Origin of the sequence: Streptomyces sp. TRM68367 (genome assembly GCF_014495685.1) — a bacterium.
Lineage (GTDB): Bacteria > Actinomycetota > Actinomycetes > Streptomycetales > Streptomycetaceae > Streptomyces.
In genome coordinates this window covers 48,491-69,126 of record NZ_JACTVI010000022.1, presented here as the reverse complement: position 1 = coordinate 69,126, position 20,636 = coordinate 48,491, and the positions used below count along the sequence as shown (strand labels likewise).

Annotated in this window: 18 protein-coding genes; 4 read left to right on the top strand and 14 right to left on the bottom strand. The window is 67.2% G+C overall.

All coding sequences use genetic code 11. The features are described 5' to 3' along the window. Window positions 1–1,206 carry an acyl-CoA dehydrogenase family protein gene (locus tag H8R17_RS17095; protein ID WP_316959425.1) on the top strand — a complete coding sequence of 402 codons (1,206 nt, stop codon included), beginning with the start codon at window positions 1–3 and terminating at the stop codon, window positions 1,204–1,206. 156 nt (window positions 1,207–1,362) lie between these two features. Here the strand turns inward: H8R17_RS17095 and H8R17_RS17090 are convergent, their stop codons facing one another. The 14 genes from H8R17_RS17090 to H8R17_RS17025 all read right to left on the bottom strand — a co-directional run bounded on the left by H8R17_RS17090 (window position 1,363) and on the right by H8R17_RS17025 (window position 17,293). Further along, on the bottom strand, window positions 1,363–2,403 hold the full coding sequence (locus H8R17_RS17090; RefSeq protein ID WP_187824053.1) for an aspartate-semialdehyde dehydrogenase: 1,041 nt from the start codon (window positions 2,401–2,403) through the stop codon (window positions 1,363–1,365). Next, window positions 2,390–2,896 (bottom strand): flavin reductase family protein, encoded by a 507-nt coding sequence (locus H8R17_RS17085; protein WP_187824052.1) that lies wholly within the window; start codon window positions 2,894–2,896, stop codon window positions 2,390–2,392. The genes H8R17_RS17090 and H8R17_RS17085 overlap by 14 nt, the downstream gene beginning before the upstream one ends. After that, complete coding sequence (locus H8R17_RS17080; RefSeq protein ID WP_187824051.1) at window positions 2,880–4,187, bottom strand: methylaspartate mutase; 1,308 nt, start codon at window positions 4,185–4,187, stop codon at window positions 2,880–2,882. The genes H8R17_RS17085 and H8R17_RS17080 overlap by 17 nt, the downstream gene beginning before the upstream one ends. 1 nt (window position 4,188) lies before the next feature. Then, window positions 4,189–4,686 carry a cobalamin B12-binding domain-containing protein gene (locus H8R17_RS17075; protein ID WP_262505298.1) on the bottom strand — a complete coding sequence of 166 codons (498 nt, stop codon included), beginning with the start codon at window positions 4,684–4,686 and terminating at the stop codon, window positions 4,189–4,191. Next, on the bottom strand, window positions 4,683–5,975 hold the full coding sequence (locus tag H8R17_RS17070) for an MFS transporter (RefSeq protein WP_316959424.1): 1,293 nt from the start codon (window positions 5,973–5,975) through the stop codon (window positions 4,683–4,685). Before H8R17_RS17070 ends, H8R17_RS17075 begins: the two co-directional genes overlap by 4 nt. Then, window positions 5,972–7,213, bottom strand: a complete 1,242-nt coding sequence (locus H8R17_RS17065; protein ID WP_187824050.1) for an acetyl-CoA carboxylase biotin carboxylase subunit family protein — start codon at window positions 7,211–7,213, stop codon at window positions 5,972–5,974. Before H8R17_RS17065 ends, H8R17_RS17070 begins: the two co-directional genes overlap by 4 nt. A gap of 38 nt (window positions 7,214–7,251) precedes the next feature. Further along, window positions 7,252–8,334, bottom strand: coding sequence for an LLM class flavin-dependent oxidoreductase (locus H8R17_RS17060; protein ID WP_187824049.1), 1,083 nt, complete (start codon window positions 8,332–8,334; stop codon window positions 7,252–7,254). 245 nt (window positions 8,335–8,579) lie between these two features. Then, window positions 8,580–9,827: an ATP-grasp domain-containing protein gene (locus H8R17_RS17055; RefSeq protein WP_187824048.1), complete on the bottom strand. Its 1,248-nt coding sequence runs from the start codon at window positions 9,825–9,827 to the stop codon at window positions 8,580–8,582. Between the two features lie 16 nt (window positions 9,828–9,843). After that, on the bottom strand, window positions 9,844–12,195 hold the full coding sequence (gene hypF, locus H8R17_RS17050) for a carbamoyltransferase HypF (RefSeq protein WP_187824047.1): 2,352 nt from the start codon (window positions 12,193–12,195) through the stop codon (window positions 9,844–9,846). Between the two features lie 30 nt (window positions 12,196–12,225). Beyond that, window positions 12,226–13,254 (bottom strand): hydrogenase expression/formation protein HypE, encoded by a 1,029-nt coding sequence (gene hypE / locus H8R17_RS17045; protein WP_187824082.1) that lies wholly within the window; start codon window positions 13,252–13,254, stop codon window positions 12,226–12,228. Window positions 13,255–13,256: 2 nt separating this feature from the next. Beyond that, on the bottom strand, window positions 13,257–13,844 hold the full coding sequence (locus H8R17_RS17040) for a cysteine hydrolase family protein (protein WP_187824046.1): 588 nt from the start codon (window positions 13,842–13,844) through the stop codon (window positions 13,257–13,259). After that, window positions 13,841–14,731: an EamA family transporter gene (locus H8R17_RS17035; protein WP_187824045.1), complete on the bottom strand. Its 891-nt coding sequence runs from the start codon at window positions 14,729–14,731 to the stop codon at window positions 13,841–13,843. The genes H8R17_RS17040 and H8R17_RS17035 overlap by 4 nt, the downstream gene beginning before the upstream one ends. A gap of 2 nt (window positions 14,732–14,733) precedes the next feature. After that, on the bottom strand, window positions 14,734–15,951 hold the full coding sequence (locus H8R17_RS17030; RefSeq protein ID WP_187824044.1) for a hypothetical protein: 1,218 nt from the start codon (window positions 15,949–15,951) through the stop codon (window positions 14,734–14,736). Beyond that, window positions 15,941–17,293 (bottom strand): aspartate aminotransferase family protein, encoded by a 1,353-nt coding sequence (locus H8R17_RS17025; protein WP_187824043.1) that lies wholly within the window; start codon window positions 17,291–17,293, stop codon window positions 15,941–15,943. Before H8R17_RS17025 ends, H8R17_RS17030 begins: the two co-directional genes overlap by 11 nt. A gap of 692 nt (window positions 17,294–17,985) precedes the next feature. Between H8R17_RS17025 and H8R17_RS17020 the strand changes: the two genes are divergently transcribed. The 3 genes from H8R17_RS17020 to H8R17_RS17010 all read left to right on the top strand — a co-directional run bounded on the left by H8R17_RS17020 (window position 17,986) and on the right by H8R17_RS17010 (window position 20,615). After that, on the top strand, window positions 17,986–18,651 hold the full coding sequence (locus H8R17_RS17020; protein WP_187824042.1) for a class I SAM-dependent methyltransferase: 666 nt from the start codon (window positions 17,986–17,988) through the stop codon (window positions 18,649–18,651). A gap of 417 nt (window positions 18,652–19,068) precedes the next feature. Continuing rightward, a complete protein-coding gene (locus H8R17_RS17015) occupies window positions 19,069–19,539 on the top strand; it encodes a DUF2000 domain-containing protein (protein WP_187824041.1) in 471 nt (156 codons plus the stop codon). A gap of 41 nt (window positions 19,540–19,580) precedes the next feature. Beyond that, on the top strand, window positions 19,581–20,615 hold the full coding sequence (locus tag H8R17_RS17010) for a 2,3-diaminopropionate biosynthesis protein SbnB (protein WP_187824040.1): 1,035 nt from the start codon (window positions 19,581–19,583) through the stop codon (window positions 20,613–20,615). Window positions 20,616–20,636 lie beyond the last annotated feature (21 nt).

The window sequence follows — 20,636 nt, the reverse complement described above, 5'->3', positions numbered from 1 at the left end:
GTGCGATCCCCGTACTTCACCCACAGCCATGCAGCGTTCAGAGAGCAGGTCCGCTCGTTCCTGGCCACGGAGGTCCTGCCGCATGCTCCCTCCTGGGAGGGGGAGCGCGGCCTGCCCCGCACTGTGTGGAAGCTGCTCGGTGAGCAGGGCTACCTAGGGCTGTTGCACCCGCGCAGCGTGGATGGCGGCGAGCGGGATCTCTTCACTTCACTCGTCTTCCTGGAAGAGCTCGGGCGCACCGGGTTCGGCGGCCTGCGGGCGGCGATTTCCGTGCACGCCTACATGGCCACCCACTACCTTGCCGCTGTCGGCGGCCCTGAACTGCGCCGGGACTATCTTGCCTCGGCCGTCCGGGGTGAGCGTGTGGCTGCCTTGGCGATCACAGAACCCGGGGCCGGGGCCGACCTGTCACGGCTTGCCACCACGGCGGAACCGGACGGCGATCACTTCGTGGTACGGGGCACCAAGTCCATGGTCAGCAATGGCATGGCGGCCGACTTCCATGTGGTGGCCATCCGTACAGCGCCTGGAACCGACTCCGGCCCTCGCGGCGCGACCGGCCTGTCCCTCCTTGTGATCGACTCGGACCTGCCCGGCGTCACCGTGGCCCCGACGCCGACACTGGGCTGGCATTCCGCCGGTGCGGCCACGGTCGGGTACGAGGACGTGCGCGTGCCCGCGGACCGCTTGATCGGGCGCGCCAACAGCGGATTCTACTATCTGATGCGCGGCCTGCAGCTGGAGCGGCTGGTCGCGGCAACGCTGGCACTGGGCGGGACGGAGCGCTGTCTCGACGACACTCGCCGTTTCCTGACCGAACGCCGGCTCTTCGGTGGTGCCCTGTCGGAGAAGCAGGCACCCTCCCACCGCATCGCGGATCTGGCAACGGAGCTGGCCGCCGCACGGCAGCTCGTCCATCATGCCGCCTGGCTGTACGAGCAGGGGGAGCTGCCTGCCACCGAATGCTCCATGGCCAAGCTCTACACGACCGAACTGGAATGCAAGATGGCCGACGCGAGCCTGCAGCTCCAGGGAGCACATGGCTACCTCGATTCGTCCGATGCCGCCAGGGCCTACAGGGATGCCCGGGCGGCCACCATCGCCGCCGGCCCCAGCGAGGTGATGCGGGACCTCATCGGACGTTCGGTGCTCAAGCCCCAGGCAGGCCCGGGCTCCTCGCACCTCGGCAGCGGAGACACGATATGAACAGCGAACAGACCACAGTGTTCTTTCTCGCCTTCGCGGTGGTCCTGGGCTTGGCCCGGCTGTTCGCGGCCGCGGCCCGCAAGGTGAGGCAGCCACCTGTGGTAGGCGAGACAGTCGTGGGCATCCTGCTCGGTTCGACCCTGCTTGTGCGAGGCCTTATACGATGCCCTCCTCGACCGCCCGTTCGGCAATCTGCAGGGCGTTGAGCGCTGCGCCGATGCGCAGGTTGTCGGCGACCAGCCAGAACAGGGCACGGGTCGGCTGCTCGGGGTCCACCCGGACCCGGCCGACGTGCACGTGGTCAGGACGTGCGGTGACCGTCCGCGGGGTCGGCACCCGGTCCGTCCAGACCTCGACTTCGGGCTGGGCGGCGAACAGCTCGGTCAACCCCGCGGCGGTCACGGGGTGTTCGCAGTCGACGACGACGGCCTCGCTGTGCCCGTTCTCAACCGGCACGCGGACGCAGGTCGCGGTCAGGTCGAGGCTGGGCAGTTCGAGGATGCGCCGCGACTCCTGGCGCATCTTCCGCTCTTCGAGGGTGGAGCCGTCGTCTTGGAACCGGTCGATGGCCGGGACCACGTTGAAGGCCAGCGGCTCGGGGAACCGCTCGGCCGCCGCGGGCCACCCCTCGAGCACGTTCCGCGAGCCGGCACGCAGCTCTTCGATGCCGCTCTGGCCACCGCCGGACGCCGCCTGGTAGGTCGCGGCGGTCACTCGCCGCAGCCCGTACGCCTCGTGCATCGGCTGCAGCAGCCGCACCAGCGGGATCGTGGAGCAGTTGGGGTTGGCGACGATGCCCGAGACAGGCCGCTCGGCCAGCAGCGCGCCATTGACTTGGGGCACCACCAGCGGGGAGTCCAAGTCCATCCGGAAGGCGTTGGTGTTGTCGACGACCAGGGCGCCGGCCGCGGCAGCCTTGGCCGCCCACTGGGCGCTGACCGCGGTGCCTGCCGAGAAGAACGCTATGTCGGTGCCGGTGAAGTCGGCCGTGGCGAGGTCCTCTACGACTGTGGTGCGGCCCAGCGCCGTGACCGCCGTGCCGGCGGAGCGTGCAGAGGCCATCAGCCGCAACTCCGAGGTCGGAAAGACTCGCTCCTCGATCAGTTGAAGAAGCGAACGGCCCACGGCACCCGTGCAGCCAGCGATCGCTATCCGACGGGCGTTCACGTATAGATCCTTTCCGTCATGCGACGACATCGGCATACTGCGGCGACCACACGCTGTAGCTGCCTTTGCGGTAGAGCAGGGGTTCGCGCGGGAAGACGGCGGTGCCTTCCACCCGGGCGATGAAGAGCCAGTGGTCACTCACCTGCGTCGCGCTCTCGACCCTGCATTCCGCATAGCCGAGGGCGATCTCGGTGAGCAGTGGCGCGCCTTCCGCGACGGCGGACGGCTGCCACGTCACGTCCGCGAACTTGTCCGTGGCCTTGCTCGCGAACACCTGCGACGCGGACCGGCCGGACGCGGAGAGGAAGTTCACCGCGAACGCCTGCGACGAGACGATCGCCGGCAGGGTGCGGGACTGCTTGCCCACGGAGATGAGGAGCATCGGCGTGGCAGCCGACACCGCGCAGACCGAGTTGCTCGTGTAACCGAACGGCTCACCGTCCGCGCCTCTTGCCGTGACGATCGCAATGGGCGTCGGGAATGAGCCGAAAAGTTCGCTGAACCGCTCAGAACCTACGGTCATTGATTTCCTCCCCGGAGCGGCTCATGAATCGCCTCTCAATTCGCCTCTCGGATGGGCCGTTGTCATAACGATCAACGACGTAATTGAGCATTCTGTAGAGTTTGTCGGACCCCAGTGGTGCCACGTGGCGCTGCGTTTTTCGGCCGGAGAAGGGAAGGTTCCCGGTGTGGCCCCATACAAGGGCACCCGACTCGTCGATCGTGCACGTCGTTTTACCCCGGTTGTCGGGGTGCAGGCAGAAGGGAATGTCGAGGATTCCGCACTCGAAGCCTCTGATGAAGGCCTTTCCGACATCGGGGTCGAGGTCGACTACAGCGTCGACGAGGCACCGCGCCTCTTCCAGGATCTCGGCGAAGAACGCGTCCTCCAGCGCCGTGGCGCCCTCCGCGGGGCCGGTGGGGGCCGTGGCGGCCAACCTGAGCGCCAGCACGTTCTCCGCCACACTGGGTATCTGCCACGCCTCCGAGACCGTCTTGACGATGAGACGCTCGCAGCCCGTGTCCCGGGCGAGGCGTGCACTGTCGCCGATCAACTCGCCCGCACCGTCCGGGGTTCGTGGGAAGAGCCCCATGTAGGTGTAGAGCACGACGTGCCAGGTGGCGTCCTCGAGGTACACCCGGGCCAGCTCCCGCAGGGCCCGAAGCGCTGCTCGGTCCTGGTCGCCATGCGTTCCCTGCGCGTAGCTGAGCGACATGTGCCGCACTCCGTGCTGCAGGAAGAACCGTCCTTCGAGGACCGTCATCGCCAAGAGCAGCGACGGCGGGCAGAGCTGCCCCAGCAGACAGCCGCCGAAGCTTTCGATGTGCCCGTATTCGGTCTCGTTCGCCAGAAAACGGCATCCTTCGGCCCAGGCCTCGACGGCCTGGGCGAGCGGAAGGCGGCTGTAGGGCAGGCAGTAGGAGACGGGGCCGCCCTCGGTGGCGTCGAGGCCTGCCCGCACCAGACTCTCGATGACCCGCTGCGGGAGTGCCGTGCCGTGCCGAACCTGGATGGGGAACGACGGACCGTACAGGCCGTCCAGCATGTCGCGGGTCTGCGCGGGTGAGTGCGTGACGATGGGATACCCGTTGAGTTCCTCGCCCGCCATCAGCCGCTCGAGCGGACTGACGTGGTCGCCGACGCGGGTATAGCTGTCGACGGTGATGGTGCCGACGACCGGAATGCCGAGATGCGCGACCTCACGCAGGCCTTCCCGCATCGTGTCGATGGCCCCGAAGCCCATGCGTGGCTGCACCACAAGAGCCCCCCGGCTCCGCGCCTCGGCGACGAACCGGTCCAAGTATCCGGACACGTCAGCGTCCCGGGCTGAGGTTCAGGACCTGCTCGGGGCCGTCCCACGGCGCGACCACCGGCGCGTCGGGACGCCACGCGGCGAAACCGAAGCGGGAACCGAAGTGCAGGAACCCCCGGAAACGTTCGACGGAGTCGTCGCCGAGGAAGACGTCGGTGAAACCCTGTGCCAGCAGATCACGGCGGACGCGGTCGTCGTCCGAGGCGGACGTGGTGAGCTTGCCGCCGACGACACACGGCACTGCGAGACCGGAGTGCTGAATCTGCGCCATCAGGTCACGTGCCCCGTAGTAGCCGTGGCCATTGATGCTCGACACCACAAGGAGATCCGGCTGGTACTCGGCGAGTTCGTCGACGACCAGGCCGGCCGGGGTGCAGCCCCCCAGATTGCGGACCACCGCGCCATGCTCTTCGAGGAGTCTCTCGAGGTAGATGAGATTCCAGAAATGCGAATCCGATTCAACCGTACTCAGAAGGCACCGAAAGCTGCCCTCCATCATTCCACCCCCACCAGAGACGCCTCGCGTTCGGAAAACGCGCGGCCGAAAGCACGAATTGTCAACGGCAGCATGACCGCGCCGAAACCGCTGAGTGCTATGGCCAGTACGGCGACCAGCCGTTGCGGTCCGAAACTGGATCCGGCGCCGGCCACCAGAAGGCCACCGATGGGCAGGGCAAGGAGGTTGAGGAGATAGAACGGCCCCATCACCTTGCCGAGGTGCTCCTCCGGTATGACCTTGATCCGCTGTGTGCGATTGAAGACGTTGAAGTAGGTCACGCCGAGCAACGCGGCCACGAACGCCGGACCGTACAGCAGCATCGAGGAGGCAATCCCCAGCAGTACCAGACAGGCGCAGAGCAGGGCGAGACCGAAGACTCCGAGTACCCGCACGTCGAAGTGTCTGAGGAGGAGCGGGATCACCATGAGGTTGACCAGGCCCAGGACGCCGACGCAGATGTTGAGCACGGCGTACGCGGACTCGGGAGCGTGGAACACGCCCGTGACGAGTGCGGCATTGGCGCTGAGTACGGTGGCGAAGACCAGGTTGATCGAGAAGTTGAGGACGGCGAGCAGAACGAGCGGCCTGTTGCGCACCAGGAGGGACCAGCCCAGGGCGAGTTCGGCGAAGCTCTCCCGCACACTGCCACTGCCGGCCGACCGCAGCCCGCGAGGCAGCGGCAGCCAGCAGACCGCCGCCGCGAGGAACGCCGCCGAGGCGCCGGCCAGGAGCCAGAACTTGCCGACGAAGGCCACACCGAGCAGGGCGAGGGCGGGGCCGACGGCCATCGCCGACACCTCCATGCTCTGAACCAGGCCCTGGGTCTTCGCCAGCTCAGTGCCCTTGGCCAGCTGGGGCACCACCTTCTCGATGGACATCCGTACCGGCGCCATCAACAGGGAGAGCAGCGCCCCTGAGGTCATCAGGATCGGCGTCAGCAGGGACGGAGCCGCCAGACAGCCGACGAGCGCGCCGCCGATGACGACCGCCCGCCCTGCGCTGACGCAGGTGAACAGCCGTGTGCCGCCGTCCCGATCGGCGAGAAGTCCCGCGAAGGGATACGCCAGCAGGGCCGGAAGCCACTCGATGGCATAGGCGAATCCGAGTGACGAGACTTCGTCGGTGTCCTGGAAGATGAGGAGGGGCACGGCGAAGAGCACGATCTGCTCGGCGACGACTCCGAACAGGACGCCGCAGGCGAACAGGCGGCGGTGCAGCCGCTGCCGCTTGGCGGTGTGGTGTGCTTCCGTGGTGTCCGCGGTCTGCTGCGCGGCGTGTGCCGCCGTCACTCCGGCACCGGTTCGGTCTCGATGCGGAATTCGTCGACGATCCTGCGGATGTCCTGTTCCACGGCCGCCTCGTCCCCGACCAAGATGTACCGTCCGCTGTGCACCGCGTCGTAGCTGCCTCCCGGGGCCAGTACGTCACCCGGGCTCGGCACCAGTTCCCGCCAGACCGTCGGTATGTCGCGCAGGGAGGTCACCGAGATCACCCGTGCCGGGAGCTGCTCCGGCTTCGGGATGATCAGCCAACCGCCCGACGGATCCCCTGTCTTGGGCGGGAGCGTCACCGTCCCCTCGCAGAGCGCGTTCAGCCAGACCTGGCAGAGGTTGACCCCGAAGAGGCGGTGCGTGAGGTACGGGACCTCGGCGCCGCCGATGCGGCCGGCGATCTCCAGGAAGACCAGTTCGCCGCTGTCGGAGACGAAGACCTCGAGGTGGAACGGCATCGACTTCATGCCCAGCGCCGACACGCAGGTCCGGGCGAACTCCTCGACGCGGTCCCGCAGTTCGGACGCCTGCAGTACGACCGAGCCGAGCGGCGCTCCGCCGGCTTCGTACGACAGACAGTCGTTGACGTAGCGGGACACCGCCTGGAACGGTATCCGCGCCTCGTCGTCGGCGAAGCCGTCCACGTGGTAGATGGCCCCGGCGATGAACTCCTCGATCTCGTACTCCTCGGGGTCGACCGTGCCGAGCAGCGACAGGAGCGTGGGCTCGTCCTCCACCCGGTGCACCCCGATGCTGGCCGCGCCGCCGACCGGCTTGAGGATCAGCGGGTACCCGACCGACCGCGCGAAGGCCACGGCGGATTCCGCGTCGCCGCACGGAGCGAAGCGCGGCACGCGCACCCCGGCCTTCGCGACGAGCTCCTTCATCCTCAGTTTGTTCCGGTAGACCGCCACCTCCTCAGGGCGCGGGCCGGGGATACCGAGTGCCTCGCGGACCTCGGCCGCGATGGCAAGGGTGAACTCCGACAGTGCGACGAGCTGGTCGACCGGCCCGACCTCGGCCTCGATCTCGCGCACAGCCCCGCAGAGCGCCTCGAAATCGTTGACATCTTCGATCTTGACGAGACGGGCGATCTTCGAGCGGTCCGCGAGCACGCCGGTCTCGCCGACCGGATCGACCACGTAGCTGATGCGGTGCCGGTCGTGGTCGATGAACTCCTCGAAGCGGCTGAGCTCGTGGTCCCAGCGCCGCTCGTCGGAGAACCTCGGCCAGCGGTTAATGACAACAATGTGCATAGCTGTTCCTCAGACTTCTCTGCGGGGACGAACTGCGTTCATGACACGGCGGTCGCGGCCTGCGCGGCCTCCGCCCACTCGAGATCCCGGATCAGGGGCAGCACATGGGTGAAGAAGATCCTCATCTCGTCCCGGGTCGGCCATCCGGAGAAGATGAACTCGCTGATGCCCGCGGCCTTGTAGCTGTGGATGTACGTGGCCACCTCTTCGTAGCTGCCGACGATGCACAGCGCGGGACCCCCGCGGTAGGCGACGGCTCCGGTCCAGATGTAGGGCGACAGCCATTCGCCGACGGCCTGGTCGGCCAGCCGGTAGGAGGACTTCACCGCTTCGGAGTCGGCCTTGGCCACGAAATCGCGGACCCACGCCTCGTGTTGCGTGTCGGGATTGCGCATCAGCTCGGCGAGCTCGGCCACCGCCTCTTCGCGGGTGGGGCGGGCGAGCACGTGCATCCTGGTGCCGACCCGGCGGCCACCCTCGATGAGGGGCCGGCTCGCCTCGGCGATCCCTTCGGGGGTGTCGCCGTAGCGCAGCCAGCAGTCGCCGAGGGCGAGAGCTGTCCCTTGCGCCACCCCGGACGCCCCGCTGATGTAGATCTCCGGGCGCCCGCCTCCCTTGTAGCCGAGGCCCAGTTCGGCGTCCTTGACGGAGTAGTGCTCTCCGTCGTAGGTCAGCGGCGACTGGCCGCCCCAGAACCCCCGGATGATCTCCAGGAACTCACGGCAGCGCTCGTAGCGCTGGTCGTGGCTGAGGAAGTCGCCGTAGCCGGCCTGCTCGGCCGGGGAGATCCCCGAGACGATGTTGAGGGAGATGCGCTCGTCGGACATCCAGGACAGGGTGTTGACGACCTGGGCGAACAGGGTCGGCGAGAGCAGTCCGGGACGGTAGGCGAGCATGAACTTGACCCGGTCCGTCACCTGCGTGAGGGCGCCCACCACGGGCAGCGGGTCGGGCAAGTAGTGGCCGATGCCCATCAGCAGGCTGTCGACGCCGAGCTCTTCGGCTTCCTGGACGAAGTCGACGACCTCGGCCATGTCGAGCGTGCCTGTCTTGTACTTGTCCGTCGGCGTCGCCTGGCCGGTGTCCGGCGGTGAGCACCAGTGAACGCGCAGAGGCTCCATGTTCTCCATCCGTGGTGTACGCATCGTGGGTTGCTGTTCGTGCGGAGCTAGTACCGCGACAGGCAACGTTCGCCCCGTCGCGGCGTCCGGCAGGCTCCCCCACTGCCTTAAAGGCGTGGGAGGTACCCCCTCTCGCCGCACCGGCCGAAAGCCCAAGTACGTCCAGTACGAGGGCTTCCGGCCGGCACGCCGAGAGCACGCACCGGACGCCGCTCCTTGACGGGCAAACGTTGCCTGCCGCGGCACTAGTCGCCGAGCACGCGCACGCGGTCGCCGATCTCGGTCCAGCGCTCCTGTGCCTCGGCAGGTGATCCCGCTGTGAAGACGACGACGGCGATCCTGCAGCGGTAGTCCGCTTCGTCGGTCCTGACGGCGGCGCCCGGTTCGATGAGAATCTGGCTGCCCACCACCCACGGCTCCGCCGTCAGTTCGTCCCAGCCTTCGAGGCGTGTGTAGGCACCTGATCCGCTGGCGGTCAGGAAACGGATCCCGGCCGCGGGGGCATCAGGTTCCCGGTACGCCCCCGCGCTCACCGGATCGGAGCCGGTGGCCGACGCGAGGACCATTCTCGGCAGCACCAGGCCCGTGCTCATCTCCATGAGCTCGGTGATCTTGTCGCCGGGCAGGCGCGCGGCGATCTCCATGAGAACGGGGCGGCCGTCGATGCCGAGTCGCAACTCGCAGTGGAAGGGCCCCGTCGTGATCCCCACCGCCTTGACGACGCCCTCGGCGTACTTCGTGATCTCCTGCCGAGTGGCTTCGTCGAGCGGGGCCGGTGTGAGGTGCCCGATCTCGAGGAAGCGCGGCTCGGGGCCGAGCAGCTTCCTCGTCACAGCCACGACGACGACTTCGCCGTCGTGCACACAGCCGTCGGCGCTGTACTCCGGACCGGACACGTACTGCTCGACGATGGCATCGGTGTCGAGCGGCCTGTCGAACTCGAGCTCCTCGTCGGCGTATATCGCCTCCAGCGCCGCGCGTGCCTCCTCCAGGCTGTCGACGCGCGACACATGGATGCTGCCGCCGGATTCGACCGGCTTGATGACGGCGGGGAAGCCCACGTAGGCGCAGGCCTCGTCGAGGCCCGCCAGGTCGCGGACCACGGTGAACCTCGGTACCTCCAGGCCGGCGTCGGCCACCGCATGACGCATGTCCGGCTTGCGCCGGACCCGGTCGACGGCAGCGGGGTCAAGGCCGAGCACACCGAGCTGGTCGGCGAGGCGCGCCGCGGCCGGTACGTAGAACTCGCCGCCGGCGACCACGGCGTCGATCTTGCTCCGCTGGTGGGCCTCGTCGACGGCGGCCGCCAGTGCCGCGCTGTCGTTGGTGTCCACCGTGATCAGCTCCGTGGCGAGAGACCGTACGGGCTCCGCCACCTGGCGGCTGCCACCTTCGTGGGAGGCCACCAGGACGTCCCAGCCAAGGGAACGGGCATGGGCGACATAGGCGTTGCCTGAGAACGCCGGCTGAACCACCAGTACGCGATTGGACATAGAGATTCCTCGAAACTCAGCTCTCGGCTCGGCGGCGCTTTGCCTGCCGCGCACTCGCCACCACGGCCTGGCCCAGCGAGATTCCGCCGTCATTGGTGGGGACGAGTTGGTGGCAGTGGGCCTCGAACCCGGACTTCCGCAGGGCGACGAGGCAGTTGACGAGAAGGAATTCGTTGAGAAACACGCCTCCCGACAGCACGACCTGGTTGATGCCGTGCTCCCGCCTGATCGCATCGCATTCGGCGAGCACCATGGCCACGATCCCGGAGTGGAAGCGCCGGGAGACCGCGGCCGGGGCGATGCCCGCGGCGACGTCGGCGGCGAGCGCCCTGATCAGTGGCCGCCAGTCCAGCTCCACGGCTTCCGGCTCGGGCTGCCGCAGCACCTGATAGGCGTCTGTCGGCGCCATTTCCAGCTCTCGTCGCAGCAGGCCTTCGAGTTCGATCGGCCCTTGCGCCTCGTACTCCGCGCGGCCGCAGATGCCGAGCAGCGCTGCCGCGCCGTCGAACAGCCGGCCCATGCTCGACGTGCGCGGCGAGTTGATGCCTCGGGCCGCCATGACGGCGTAGACGGACTGCTGCTGCTCGTCGAGTGCGCCCAGCGCGGGGAACGCCGCCGCGGCCGCGTCCTTGTCGCCGAGCGCGTCGACGGCGAGCGCGAACCCGGTGCGCACCGGCTCGCGTACCGCCTGGTCGCCGCCGAGGAGGGGGAAGCGCCGCAGGTGGGCGACGCGTTCCACCGAGCAGTAGTCCCCGAGCAGGAACTCGCCGCCCCAGACGGTGCCGTCCAGGCCGTATCCGAAGCCGTCGAACACCACCCCGATCGTGGCGCCGGTGAGCTGGTTCTCGGCCATGCAGGCGGACATGTGGGCGTGGTGGTGCTGTACTTCCTCGACTTCGCCGCCGTAGGTGTCGCGGGCGTACACGGAAGCACGGAAGTCCGGGTGCAGATCGCATGCCGCCAGGCTCGGTGCGAGCTCGTAGAGGCGCGCGAGATGCTCGGCGGCCGTGCGGTGCGAGTCGAAGGTCTCGTCGTTCTTCACGTCGCCGATGTGCTGGCTCATGTACACGCTGCGGCCGCGCGCCAGCGACACGGTGACCTTGAGCTCGGCTCCGAGGCCGACGACCGGGCTCATGTCGATCGGAACGTGCAGTGCGTACGGGGCGTAACCGCGCGAGCGCCGCAGGAACGTGACCAGGGGCCCGCTCAGCTCCGGGTGCTCCGACGTCCGCATGACGGAGTCGTCCACCCGGGTCTCGATGTCACGGTCGTGGTGCAGGACGAGATCGGCCACCTCGAACAGGCGCTCAAGGGCGTCCTCGTTGCGGAACTCGATCGGGTAGCCCGATACGTTTCCGCTCGTCATGACGAGCACGTCCATGCCCGCACGGTCGAGCAGCAGGTGGTGCAGGGGCGCTGACGGCAGCATGACGCCCAGGTTGGGGTTACGGGGCGCCACGCTGTCCGGCAGCACGGCCTCCCGCTTGCGCAGGAGCACGATCGGGCGAGCGGGCGAGAGCATGAGCTCGTCCTCGGCCTGGGTGTGCCAGGCGATCCGGTCGACCGCTGCCAGGTCGCTCACCATGACGGCGAACGGCTTGCTGTCGCGCCGCTTGCGCGTCCGCAGCAGGGCGACGGCGTCGGCGTTGCGTGCGTCGGCCGCCAAGTGGAATCCGCCGACACTCTTGACCGCGACGATCCCGCCGCGCTGCAGGGTGTCGAGGGCCGCGGTCAGAGCCTCCTCGCTCTCGCCGACGGCCCGCACCCGGCCGTCCTCGTCCAGGACCGAGGCGGTGAGCTTCGGCCCGCAGTGCGGGCAGGCGGTCGGCTGGGCGTGATAGCGGCGGTCGAGCGGGTCGCGGTACTCGCGTTCGCAGTCCGCGCACATGGGGAACGCCACCATCGTGGTGGCCGCCCGGTCGTAGGGGAGGCCGCGGATGAGTGAGTAACGCGGGCCGCAGTGCGTGCAGTTGACGAACGGGTACCGGTAGCGCCGGTCCGCTGGATCACGAATCTCGGCCAGGCAGTCGTCGCACACGTGCGAGTCGGCCGGCACGACCGTCGTGGCCGAACCGCAGTTCTCGCTCGCCCGGATGACGAAGGCTTCCCGTCCTTCCGAGGCCGGCAGCCGTTCCTTGACCGAGACCTCGTCCACCCGGGCCAGCGGTGGTGCCTCGGCCGACAGTGCGGCGGTGAAGGCCGACAGGTCCCGCGGGTGGCCCTGGGCTTCGAGGAATACGCCCGCGCTGTCGTTGTTGACCCATCCGGTCAGAGAGTGCTCCTGCGCCAGCCGGTAGACGAACGGCCGGAAGCCAACTCCCTGAACCACGCCCGTCACCCGCACACGCCAGCACTCTGCGGTGTCCATCGTTTCCATGTCTCCCCCAGCCAGACCCGGTCAGCAGAGCCGCGGCAGCTCGGCTCCGGCGAGCTCGTCGAGCGTCTCGCGCCTGCCGTTCGCGTCCTGCAGCTGGACTCGCGCGGTCGGTTCATCGGTGACTTCGCCGATCACCACGGCACCGGCGCCGTACGAGTGGCTGCGCAGGGCTTCCAGGACGGCCTCCGCCGCTGACGGGGCGACGAACAGACAGGCGCATCCCTCGTTTGCGGCGTTGAGCGGGCTGATGCCGAGCATGTCCATGGCCATCGCGGTTTCCGGCTGCACCGGGATCGCCTGCTCGTCGACCAGCACCGTCGTGCCGACCGTGGCCGCGTACTCGTTGAGGACCGCGTTGAGCCCGCCACGGGTGACGTCGCGAATGGAGTGCACGCCGGTCCCGCCGCCCGTCGCTTCGAACACGTCGGCCAGCATCCCGTTCAGCGGCGCGCAGTCGCTCAGCACGCGAGTCTCGAAGCCGAGGCCTTCGCGGATCGAGAGCAGGTGCACGGTGTGGTTGCCGATCGGACCGCTAAGGATCACCTTGTCGCCCGGCTGCACGTCCCGCATGCGAAGCGGCGGGCGCTTGAAGACACCGACTCCGGTGGTGTTGAGGTAGATCTGGTCCGCCTCGCCCTTGCGTACGACCTTCGTGTCGCCGGCCACGATCACGACGCCGGCTTCCTTCGCGGTGTCCCGGATCGAGGTGAGAACCCGTACGAGCGTGGACAGGGGCAGTCCGTCCTCGAGGATCATGCCGAGCGTGAGGTAGCGCGGTTCCGCACCGGCGACGGCGAGGTCGTTGACGGTGCCGCAGACGGCGATCTTGCCGATGTCGCCGTTGCCGAAGAGGACCGGGTCCACCACGAACGAGTCGGTGGTGACGGCGATCTGTGCACCGTCCACGGTCAGGATCGCGCTGTCTTCCATCTCGCCGATGTAGACGTCGCCGAGCGTGGCCGAGATGAGTTCTACGAGCTCGCGGCTGCGGCGGGCTCCGGTGCCGTGGTCGAGGATGACGGTGTCGGTGTCCGTCACGGAAGGCGACATGGTCACGGGGTCACCACCTCCTTGCGGGGCAGCTCACCTTCGCTGTCCAGAACCCGCACGATGTCCTCGGAGTCGGAAACCGTCGCGCAGTAGCCGTCCAGCCATTCGAGCGCGCGCTGCCGGTCGGCCTCGTGCGCGGAGACGACACAGTCGGAGGGAACCCACACGTTGTAACCGCGGAAGAACGCGTCGGCGGCCGTGGTCTGTACGCAGATCTGGGTCTGCATACCCGTGATGACCACGGTCGTGACGCCGAGCTCCTGGAGACGGTCGTGGAGGTCCGTCTCGTAGAACCCGCTGTCCTTGTGCTTCTCTATGACGATGTCCGAATCCTCGAGGAATTCGGCCATGATCTCGGCTCCGGGCGTGCCCTTCTGAACCGGCAGGTGCCCGTCGTTCCAACGTTCCGCATTCGGGTCGTCGGGCAGGTTGACGATCTGCAGGTGTACGACGTGGTGCCCGCGGTCCCGCATCGCCTGGAGGAACTTGGTGAAGCGGGGAATCGATTCGGCAACCGCGCGGCTGCGGTCTTCGTTCTTGTTGACCAACTCGTACTGCAGGTCATTTGTCAGAAGCGCGATTTTGCTCATGCCACTTTCTCCTCTACTTGACTGGTGGCAGGCGCCTTCCGGCGGTGCACGTTGATCTGGTTCACGCAGAGCCCGAGAATGAGCAGGCCGCAGGCGATGGCCTTGGGCGTGGTGATCCGTTCGTCGAAGATCAGCGTCGACGACGCCATCCCGAAGACCGGGACGAGCAGGGTGAGCGGGGCGATGCGTCCCGCCTCGTACCGCTGCAGAAGTGAGTTCCAGACGGAATAGCCGATGACCGTCGTGGGATACGCGATGAACAGTAGGGCCCCGAAGGATGCCCAGTCCATGTGACGCACGGATGATTCGATCGAGGCATAGCCTTCAATGGCGAGCGCACACGGCAGCAGGATAACTGCCGGTATAGGGCTCGACCATACGATCAGGCCCAGCGGATCCGCGTTGCCCATTTTCTTGACCAGGATGTTCGCGATTCCCCAGGACATGGCCGCACAGACGACAAGGGCCAGGCCGATGACCGTCAGCGTGCCCTTCGTGATCATTCCGATCAGTATCACGCCGGCGGCCCCGAGTACCAGGCCTGCACTCTGGCCTCTGGTCATCTGCTCCTTCAGGAAGCATGCACCGAATGCAATCGTGAAGAACACCTGGAGCTGGAGCACGACGGAGGCAAGGCCGGGTGAGAGTCCGGCCTGGATACCGAAGAAGAGCAGACCGAACTGGCCTATCCCGAATACGAGACCGTAACTCACGAGTTGTCGTAGCGGGACTTGCGGGCGCGGCAGGAAGAACGCCGCCGGCAGGAAGCACAGCACAAACCGGAGTACCAGCAGGAACAACGGATCGAAGGTCTCTTCCGCGACCTTGATCATCGAGAAGCTGAGGCCCCAGACGGCGGTGACGAGGAGACCGAGGATGAGCCGCACAGTTACTCCCAGCCGACGTTCGTGAGCTCGCCGCTGCCCGTGCCCGCAGCCGGGGCCGAGGACCCGACCAGCAAGCCGCTGTGGGGCGACCGCGGTTTGGACCGGACCCGGGTGCGATCTTCGGCGTCGGGGGTTCCGTAGAGCTGCTCGTGCACCGCGACGACGGTGCTGCCGACCTCGCCGTGGTCGACGAGCCGCCTGGTGGCGGCGCCGTCCGGCGCGATCACCGAGACCATGCCGAAGCCGTCGACCGGTTCCGCGTGCAGGCCCAGGTCCGCGAGTGACCGTTCCGGGTTCTGCCCGGCGGGGAACGCCAGCATGGTGGTGGCGTCGTGGTCGACTGCGTGAGCAACGAGGTTGGCGTCGCGTAACGATCCGAGCACCGCGGTGATGTCGTAGGACGGCGGCAGCCGGTACAACCGGATCCGCGCATCACCCACGACCGCGGTTTCGCCGGGGCCCGCACCCACCGAGGTGCCCGGCGTGTCCTCCCCCGCGAGCGCCACGTCCAGACGTCGGCAACGTATGACGACGTCATGCTCCTGTGCGTACCGAACCGCACCCCAGTGCAGCACCTTCGCGCCCGACTCGGACATCGCGATGCATTGCCGGTACGTCAGTTGCGGCAGCAGCCGGGCCGACGGCACGACCTGCGGATCGGTCGTGCAAATCCCGGGGGTGTCACCGAAGATGTCGCACTGCCCGGCCGACAGGCTGGCCGCGAGCGCGACCGCGGTGAGGTCGGAGCTGTTACGGCCGAGCATCGTGACGCGGTTGCCGGTGTCCATCGCCTGGCCACCGGCCACCACGACCACCTGGTGCTCGCTGAGAGCATCGAGGAGCGGGCGTGGGTCGATGGACACGATCCGGGCCTGGGTGGCCGCGTCGTCGCTGCGAATGCCTGCCTGCGGTGCCCACAGGTCGGTGGCAGGACAGCCGGCCGCGTTCAACGCGGCACGCATGAAGCTCGCGCTGACCATCTCCGCGGTGGACAACACCTGGTCCTGTACCTGTGGTTGCAGATTCGGATCGATGCTCAGCGCCGCGTCGAGCAGTCGCCCCGTGCTTCCGGACATCCCGCTCACCACGACGACGACCCTTGCGTCGGCGGACGTGAGCATCCCGGTCAGATACTTGGCGACGGTCGCGTAGTCCGACAGTTCGATGAACGAGGACCCGCCGAACTTCAGGACCTTCACGGGGTTCGGCTCAGCAGTCATCGTGCCCTCGCAGCGACTCGGCCACCTCGGAAACGGCCGCGGTGAGGATCTCCAGCGCCTCGTCCGCCTCCTCGATGGTGAGGTTGAGCGGGGGAAGGAGGCGGGCGACGCACCCGCCACGCCCGGCCGGCTCGAAGATCAAACCCCTGCGGAGCGCGGCCTGCCGGATACGGTCCACGACTTCACCGGCCGGCCACGGACCGAGCGGCCCGAACTCGACGCCGAGCATCAGGCCGAGGCCACGGACGTCACCAACGAAGCTGTGGCGCTCCTGCAGTCGACGGAGGCCTTCCTCCAGGTGGGCCCCGACCTTCCGGACGCTGCCGAGAACGTCGTCGCGCTCCATCACCCTTATCTGTGCCGCACCTGCGGCAAATGCCAGCTGATTACCGCGAAAGGTTCCGGTGTGTGCGGCGGGCTTCCAGCCGTCCAGGCGCTCATGAAAGAGAATCACCGATACGGGATGGCCGCCGCCGAGTCCCTTCGAGGAGACGACGACATCAGGCTCGATACCGTACTGCTCAAAGGCGAACCACGTGCCGGTACGGCCGCATCCGGTCTGTACCTCGTCGACAATGAGCGGGATGTCGAGGGCAGTGGTCGTCTCCCTGAGCCGCCGCACAAATTCAGGATGTGCCGGAATCACGCCGCCCTCGCCCTGGACCATTTCCAGGATCGCTGCGGCTGGCCGCGGGGTGCCTCCGTTGGGGTCGTTCAGCATGTTCTCCAGATACTGGATGCAATTGACCGAACAACTCTCCGGCGACAGTCCTAACGGGCACTTGTGGCAGTAGGAGTAGGGGAAGAACGAGGCAACCTGCGGGTTACCCGGGAGGTCCTTCGAGGCTCGCAGTCCGGTAAGTGCAACTGTGCTCTGCGTACTGCCGTGGAAGCCACCGTGGAACGACACGACACCACTGCGACCTGTGAAGGTTTTGCACAGCTTGATGGCCGCTTCGACACCATCTGCCCCGGTTGGTCCGCAAAAGTGGATCTTGGTAGTGCCGTGCATCCCCTCCGGCAGCATCCGGAGAAGCTCGCCGGTGAAGTCCCGCTTGGCCTCGGTGGGGAAATCAAGGCCGTGGGTGCTGACCTCGAGCTGAGCCTGGGCTGCGCGCACAAGTTCCGGGTGGTTGTGACCGAGCACCAGCACGCCCGCACCGGTGAGGAAGTCGAGGAAAACATTGCCGTCGACGTCGCTGAGGTAGGCCCCGTCCGCACCGCCGACAGCGATCGGTGTAAGGCGCGGGTAAGCCCGCGCCGAAGATTCAGTAACAGCCTGTTCGTCAAGCAGTCGCTTCGATGCTGGACCAGGAATTTCGGTAATGACTCGTGCACCCATACCACACCCGCCATCCGCGCAGGATCATTCGTGGAAGAACATACCTGAGGCAGGAGAACAGTTGGCATCGGCGCCTGCCTCGTTCAATTGCCGATGATTCGCGACAATGCCGCTCTGACTGGCTCGGCGGGACTTGAACCGCCCCTAGCGCCAGGGCCGCCAGGGACAATACATAGCACTACCGCCCAGGGAAAGGCCGGTCCCACTATCTGGACGAGTGGCCTATGAAAGCTGTCCGATCTGGTCTGTTTTAGGAAATCAGCGCGCGACCCTTGGGCCCGCGCTGACGCACGGGTCGCGCGGCGCTCACGCAGGAGGGGAAAGCCGGCCGCCACCTGCTCGTTCCGCTCCTGCCGAGCGGGGACGCCCGCCCGCAAGGCGCTGCCTGGATCGCGGCCGTCACCTCGCCGCCCCGAACGACGGCGACTTGATGACGAAACGTCAAGTTCCTGTGATCATACCGGCGTTGGCGTACCGAATCGCCCGCCGCGGCCTGGAAACGGTGTCTTTGCCTGGCCGGGCCGCACTTCGGAGCCCCGGCATCCGCCACACAGGCTGGGACCAGTATCTCAACTACCCGCAGACTCAGGGAAGTTGGCACCTTACGGACTCCGTTCAGATCTTGAGACGGCCCTTTACGTGTCACCACGGAGACATAAGATGAGCCTTCGGTGTCATCTAGAGGAGGCTACATGACAGCCCACGCATACTCGGAGCTCCAGTACGGCTGGGAGAAGGCCTACCAGGAGCAGGACGAGGGCCCCCTGTGGCAGGAGGATCCCATCCCCGTGATCCCCCAGGCCATCGAGGCTCTCAAGGAGCGCAACGTGCGCACCGTCGTGGACCTCGGATGCGGTGACGGGCGAAACCTCGCCGCGCTGGCCGAGGCCGGCTTCAACGCGCTCGGGGTGGACATCGCGCCGACGGGTCTCGCACACGCGCGCCGCATCATCAAGCAGCGCTCGTTCCTGCTCCGGGCCGATGCCACCGGACTTCCGCTGGTGGACGCGTCAGTGGACGCGGTGACCTGCTTCGACGTGTTCGGCCAGATCCAGGACCCCACTGACCTCATCACCGAGGCGCGCCGGATCGTCGCGCCCGGCGGCCTCTTCGTCACGAACGCGTTCACCCTCAAGGACCAGACCTACGGCGAGGGCGAGGAGATAGCCCCGCACACCTTCGCCTACAAGGACACGCTGTTCCGGTACTACGAAGAGGACGAGATGCGCGGCCTGTTCGCGGACTGGACCATCCACGAGATCCGCCGGATCTCCTGGGACGACCCGCCGCACGGCGACTTCCGTCCCTACCCGCACACCCATGACAACTGGGTCGTGTACGCAACGCCGCAGGGCTGACAGCCGAAGCGCTTCCCGCGGATCGGGCGGGTCCGGTCGGCACAGCGACCCCGCGCCGACCGGGCCCGTCACCGAATCGCTCCGACAGCCGGGGCAGCCGTTGTCCGGCAGTTCTCCGCGTCGTCGCATGGTCCATTCCGTGCGTCACTGTCATGTGCCTGGTAGCGCTGTCGCTCTCCTGGGCACCGCCTGGGCTCCGGTGCTCTCCGTCCTGGTACCGAGCGCGCGCTCGTCCTCAAACATCGCCAGGTTCTGCCGTTCGCGCGCAAGTCCCCCTCACCGCATAGCTTCTGAAGGCCGGTCAAGCGGGCCTCGCACGCGCCGGGCAGGGAAAGAGTAATTAATCCGGGGCCCAAGCTGATTCTGCACGTACGGTGGATCAGCACCACATCGAGAGTAGTTTCTTGGGGTATTCGCATGCTTGAAGTCGGAGAAGTCGTCGTGGCGTCCGAGCAGGTCGACGCCGAATATAAGTTCGTGGTGGCACTCAAGGCAAAACTTGACCGGGGGGTGGCCGCAAATGCTGCTTCTCACCTGTGTCTCGGGCTGGTCGCGAAGGCCGCGGCAGAGCGGCCCGAGCTGGTGCAGAGGATGTCGTTTCTGCAATTTCCCGATGCCTCGGGCAATGACCATTCTCCCGTGTCCGGGCTGTCGCTGATCGCGCTCGAAGGGCGGCCGGCCTGGCTGCGCAAGCTGCGCGGCGAAGCTCTGGATTCCGGCCTGCTCTGCACGGACTTCACTGCGCAGATGACCGGCGGCAGCTACCTCGACCAGCTGGACCGGATGAAGCAGACCCCGGAGAGCGATCTCGACTACTACGGCGTGGCCGTGTTCGGAACCCGGGCCGATGTCGACCCCTTGACCAAGAAATTCTCACTGCTGCGCTGAAGCCGTGATTCACGTGGCGACTGCCAAGAAGGAGCACTTCGGTGAGTACTGACAACGCTGCCCAGGATCGGGATTTCGTGGTCGTCCCTGCGTCCGTAGTCGGGGATGTCCTGGCATCCATCGGGAAAGAGGCCAAGGGCATGGTCGAATCCCTTTACATCGAGGCCGCCCAGGGTAATCTTGTCAATCCCGACAGTCTCTTCCTAAGGCCTGACCAGGAACGTCGGGAGCGTATTATTGCGCTTCCTGCGTATGTCGCGGGAGACGCACCCGCAATGGGTATCAAGTGGATATCCAGCTTCCCCGAGAACCTGAGGCTGGGGCTGCCGAGGGCCTCTGCCCTCATCGCACTGAACGACGTCCGTACCGGGTTCGCCAAGGCGATCCTGGAAGGTGCCCAGATCAGTGGCCACCGCACGGCCCTGTCCGCCGCGGTCGGTGCCGAGGCGCTGCGCGACGGTGATCAGAACGTGCAGAAGCTGGCCGTCATCGGTACCGGCTACATCTCGCGTACGACGCTTGCGGTGCTGGCCGACCTGGGCTGGTCGTGCCGGACGGTCGCGGTGCACGATCTCGACGAGAGCCGTGCCCGTGCCTTCGCTGCCGACAGCGCGGAGTTCGCCGGCGCTCTGAGCTCGTCCGTCACCACCGCGCCTACGTTGCAGGAGGCGCTGCGCGACGCCGATCTGGTGCTCTTCGCCACTACTGCCGTCGTGCCCCATGCCAGCGAGCCCGGCTGGTTCAAGCCCGGGGCCGTGGTGCTGCACATGTCGCTGCGGGACCTGGAGCCCACCGCGATGAGCGGCGCCACACACGTAGTCGACGAGGTGTCGCACGCCCTGCGCGAGAAGACGTCACTGGCATTGGCGGTGGAGCAGGGCACCGTGAACCGCGAAAGCATCGTGGCCGTCGGCGACTATCTCCGCGGCGTCGCGCGGCCCGATCGCGGCAAGGTCGCCATCTACGCGCCGTTCGGCCTCGGGTCTCTCGACATCGCACTCGCCGCACTCGTCCTCGACCGCTCCCGCGGGGCCGAGGGTGTGGTGACCGTCCCTGGTTTCCAGGCCGTTTCCTGAACGGCCCGCACACCGACCTTT

Coding starts and splice junctions, on each gene's coding strand:
- H8R17_RS17085 (WP_187824052.1), bottom strand. CDS start 2,896: ATGACCGTAGGTTCTGAGCGGTTCAGCGAACTTTTCGGCTCATTCCCG.
- H8R17_RS17055 (WP_187824048.1), bottom strand. CDS start 9,827: ATGTCCAATCGCGTACTGGTGGTTCAGCCGGCGTTCTCAGGCAACGCC.
- H8R17_RS17075 (WP_262505298.1), bottom strand. CDS start 4,686: ATGATGGAGGGCAGCTTTCGGTGCCTTCTGAGTACGGTTGAATCGGAT.
- H8R17_RS17065 (WP_187824050.1), bottom strand. CDS start 7,213: ATGCACATTGTTGTCATTAACCGCTGGCCGAGGTTCTCCGACGAGCGG.
- H8R17_RS17020 (WP_187824042.1), top strand. CDS start 17,986: ATGACAGCCCACGCATACTCGGAGCTCCAGTACGGCTGGGAGAAGGCC.
- hypF (WP_187824047.1), bottom strand. CDS start 12,195: ATGGACACCGCAGAGTGCTGGCGTGTGCGGGTGACGGGCGTGGTTCAG.
- H8R17_RS17015 (WP_187824041.1), top strand. CDS start 19,069: ATGCTTGAAGTCGGAGAAGTCGTCGTGGCGTCCGAGCAGGTCGACGCC.
- H8R17_RS17025 (WP_187824043.1), bottom strand. CDS start 17,293: ATGGGTGCACGAGTCATTACCGAAATTCCTGGTCCAGCATCGAAGCGA.
- H8R17_RS17090 (WP_187824053.1), bottom strand. CDS start 2,403: ATGTCGTCGCATGACGGAAAGGATCTATACGTGAACGCCCGTCGGATA.
- hypE (WP_187824082.1), bottom strand. CDS start 13,254: ATGTCGCCTTCCGTGACGGACACCGACACCGTCATCCTCGACCACGGC.
- H8R17_RS17030 (WP_187824044.1), bottom strand. CDS start 15,951: ATGACTGCTGAGCCGAACCCCGTGAAGGTCCTGAAGTTCGGCGGGTCC.
- H8R17_RS17040 (WP_187824046.1), bottom strand. CDS start 13,844: ATGAGCAAAATCGCGCTTCTGACAAATGACCTGCAGTACGAGTTGGTC.
- H8R17_RS17060 (WP_187824049.1), bottom strand. CDS start 8,334: ATGGAGCCTCTGCGCGTTCACTGGTGCTCACCGCCGGACACCGGCCAG.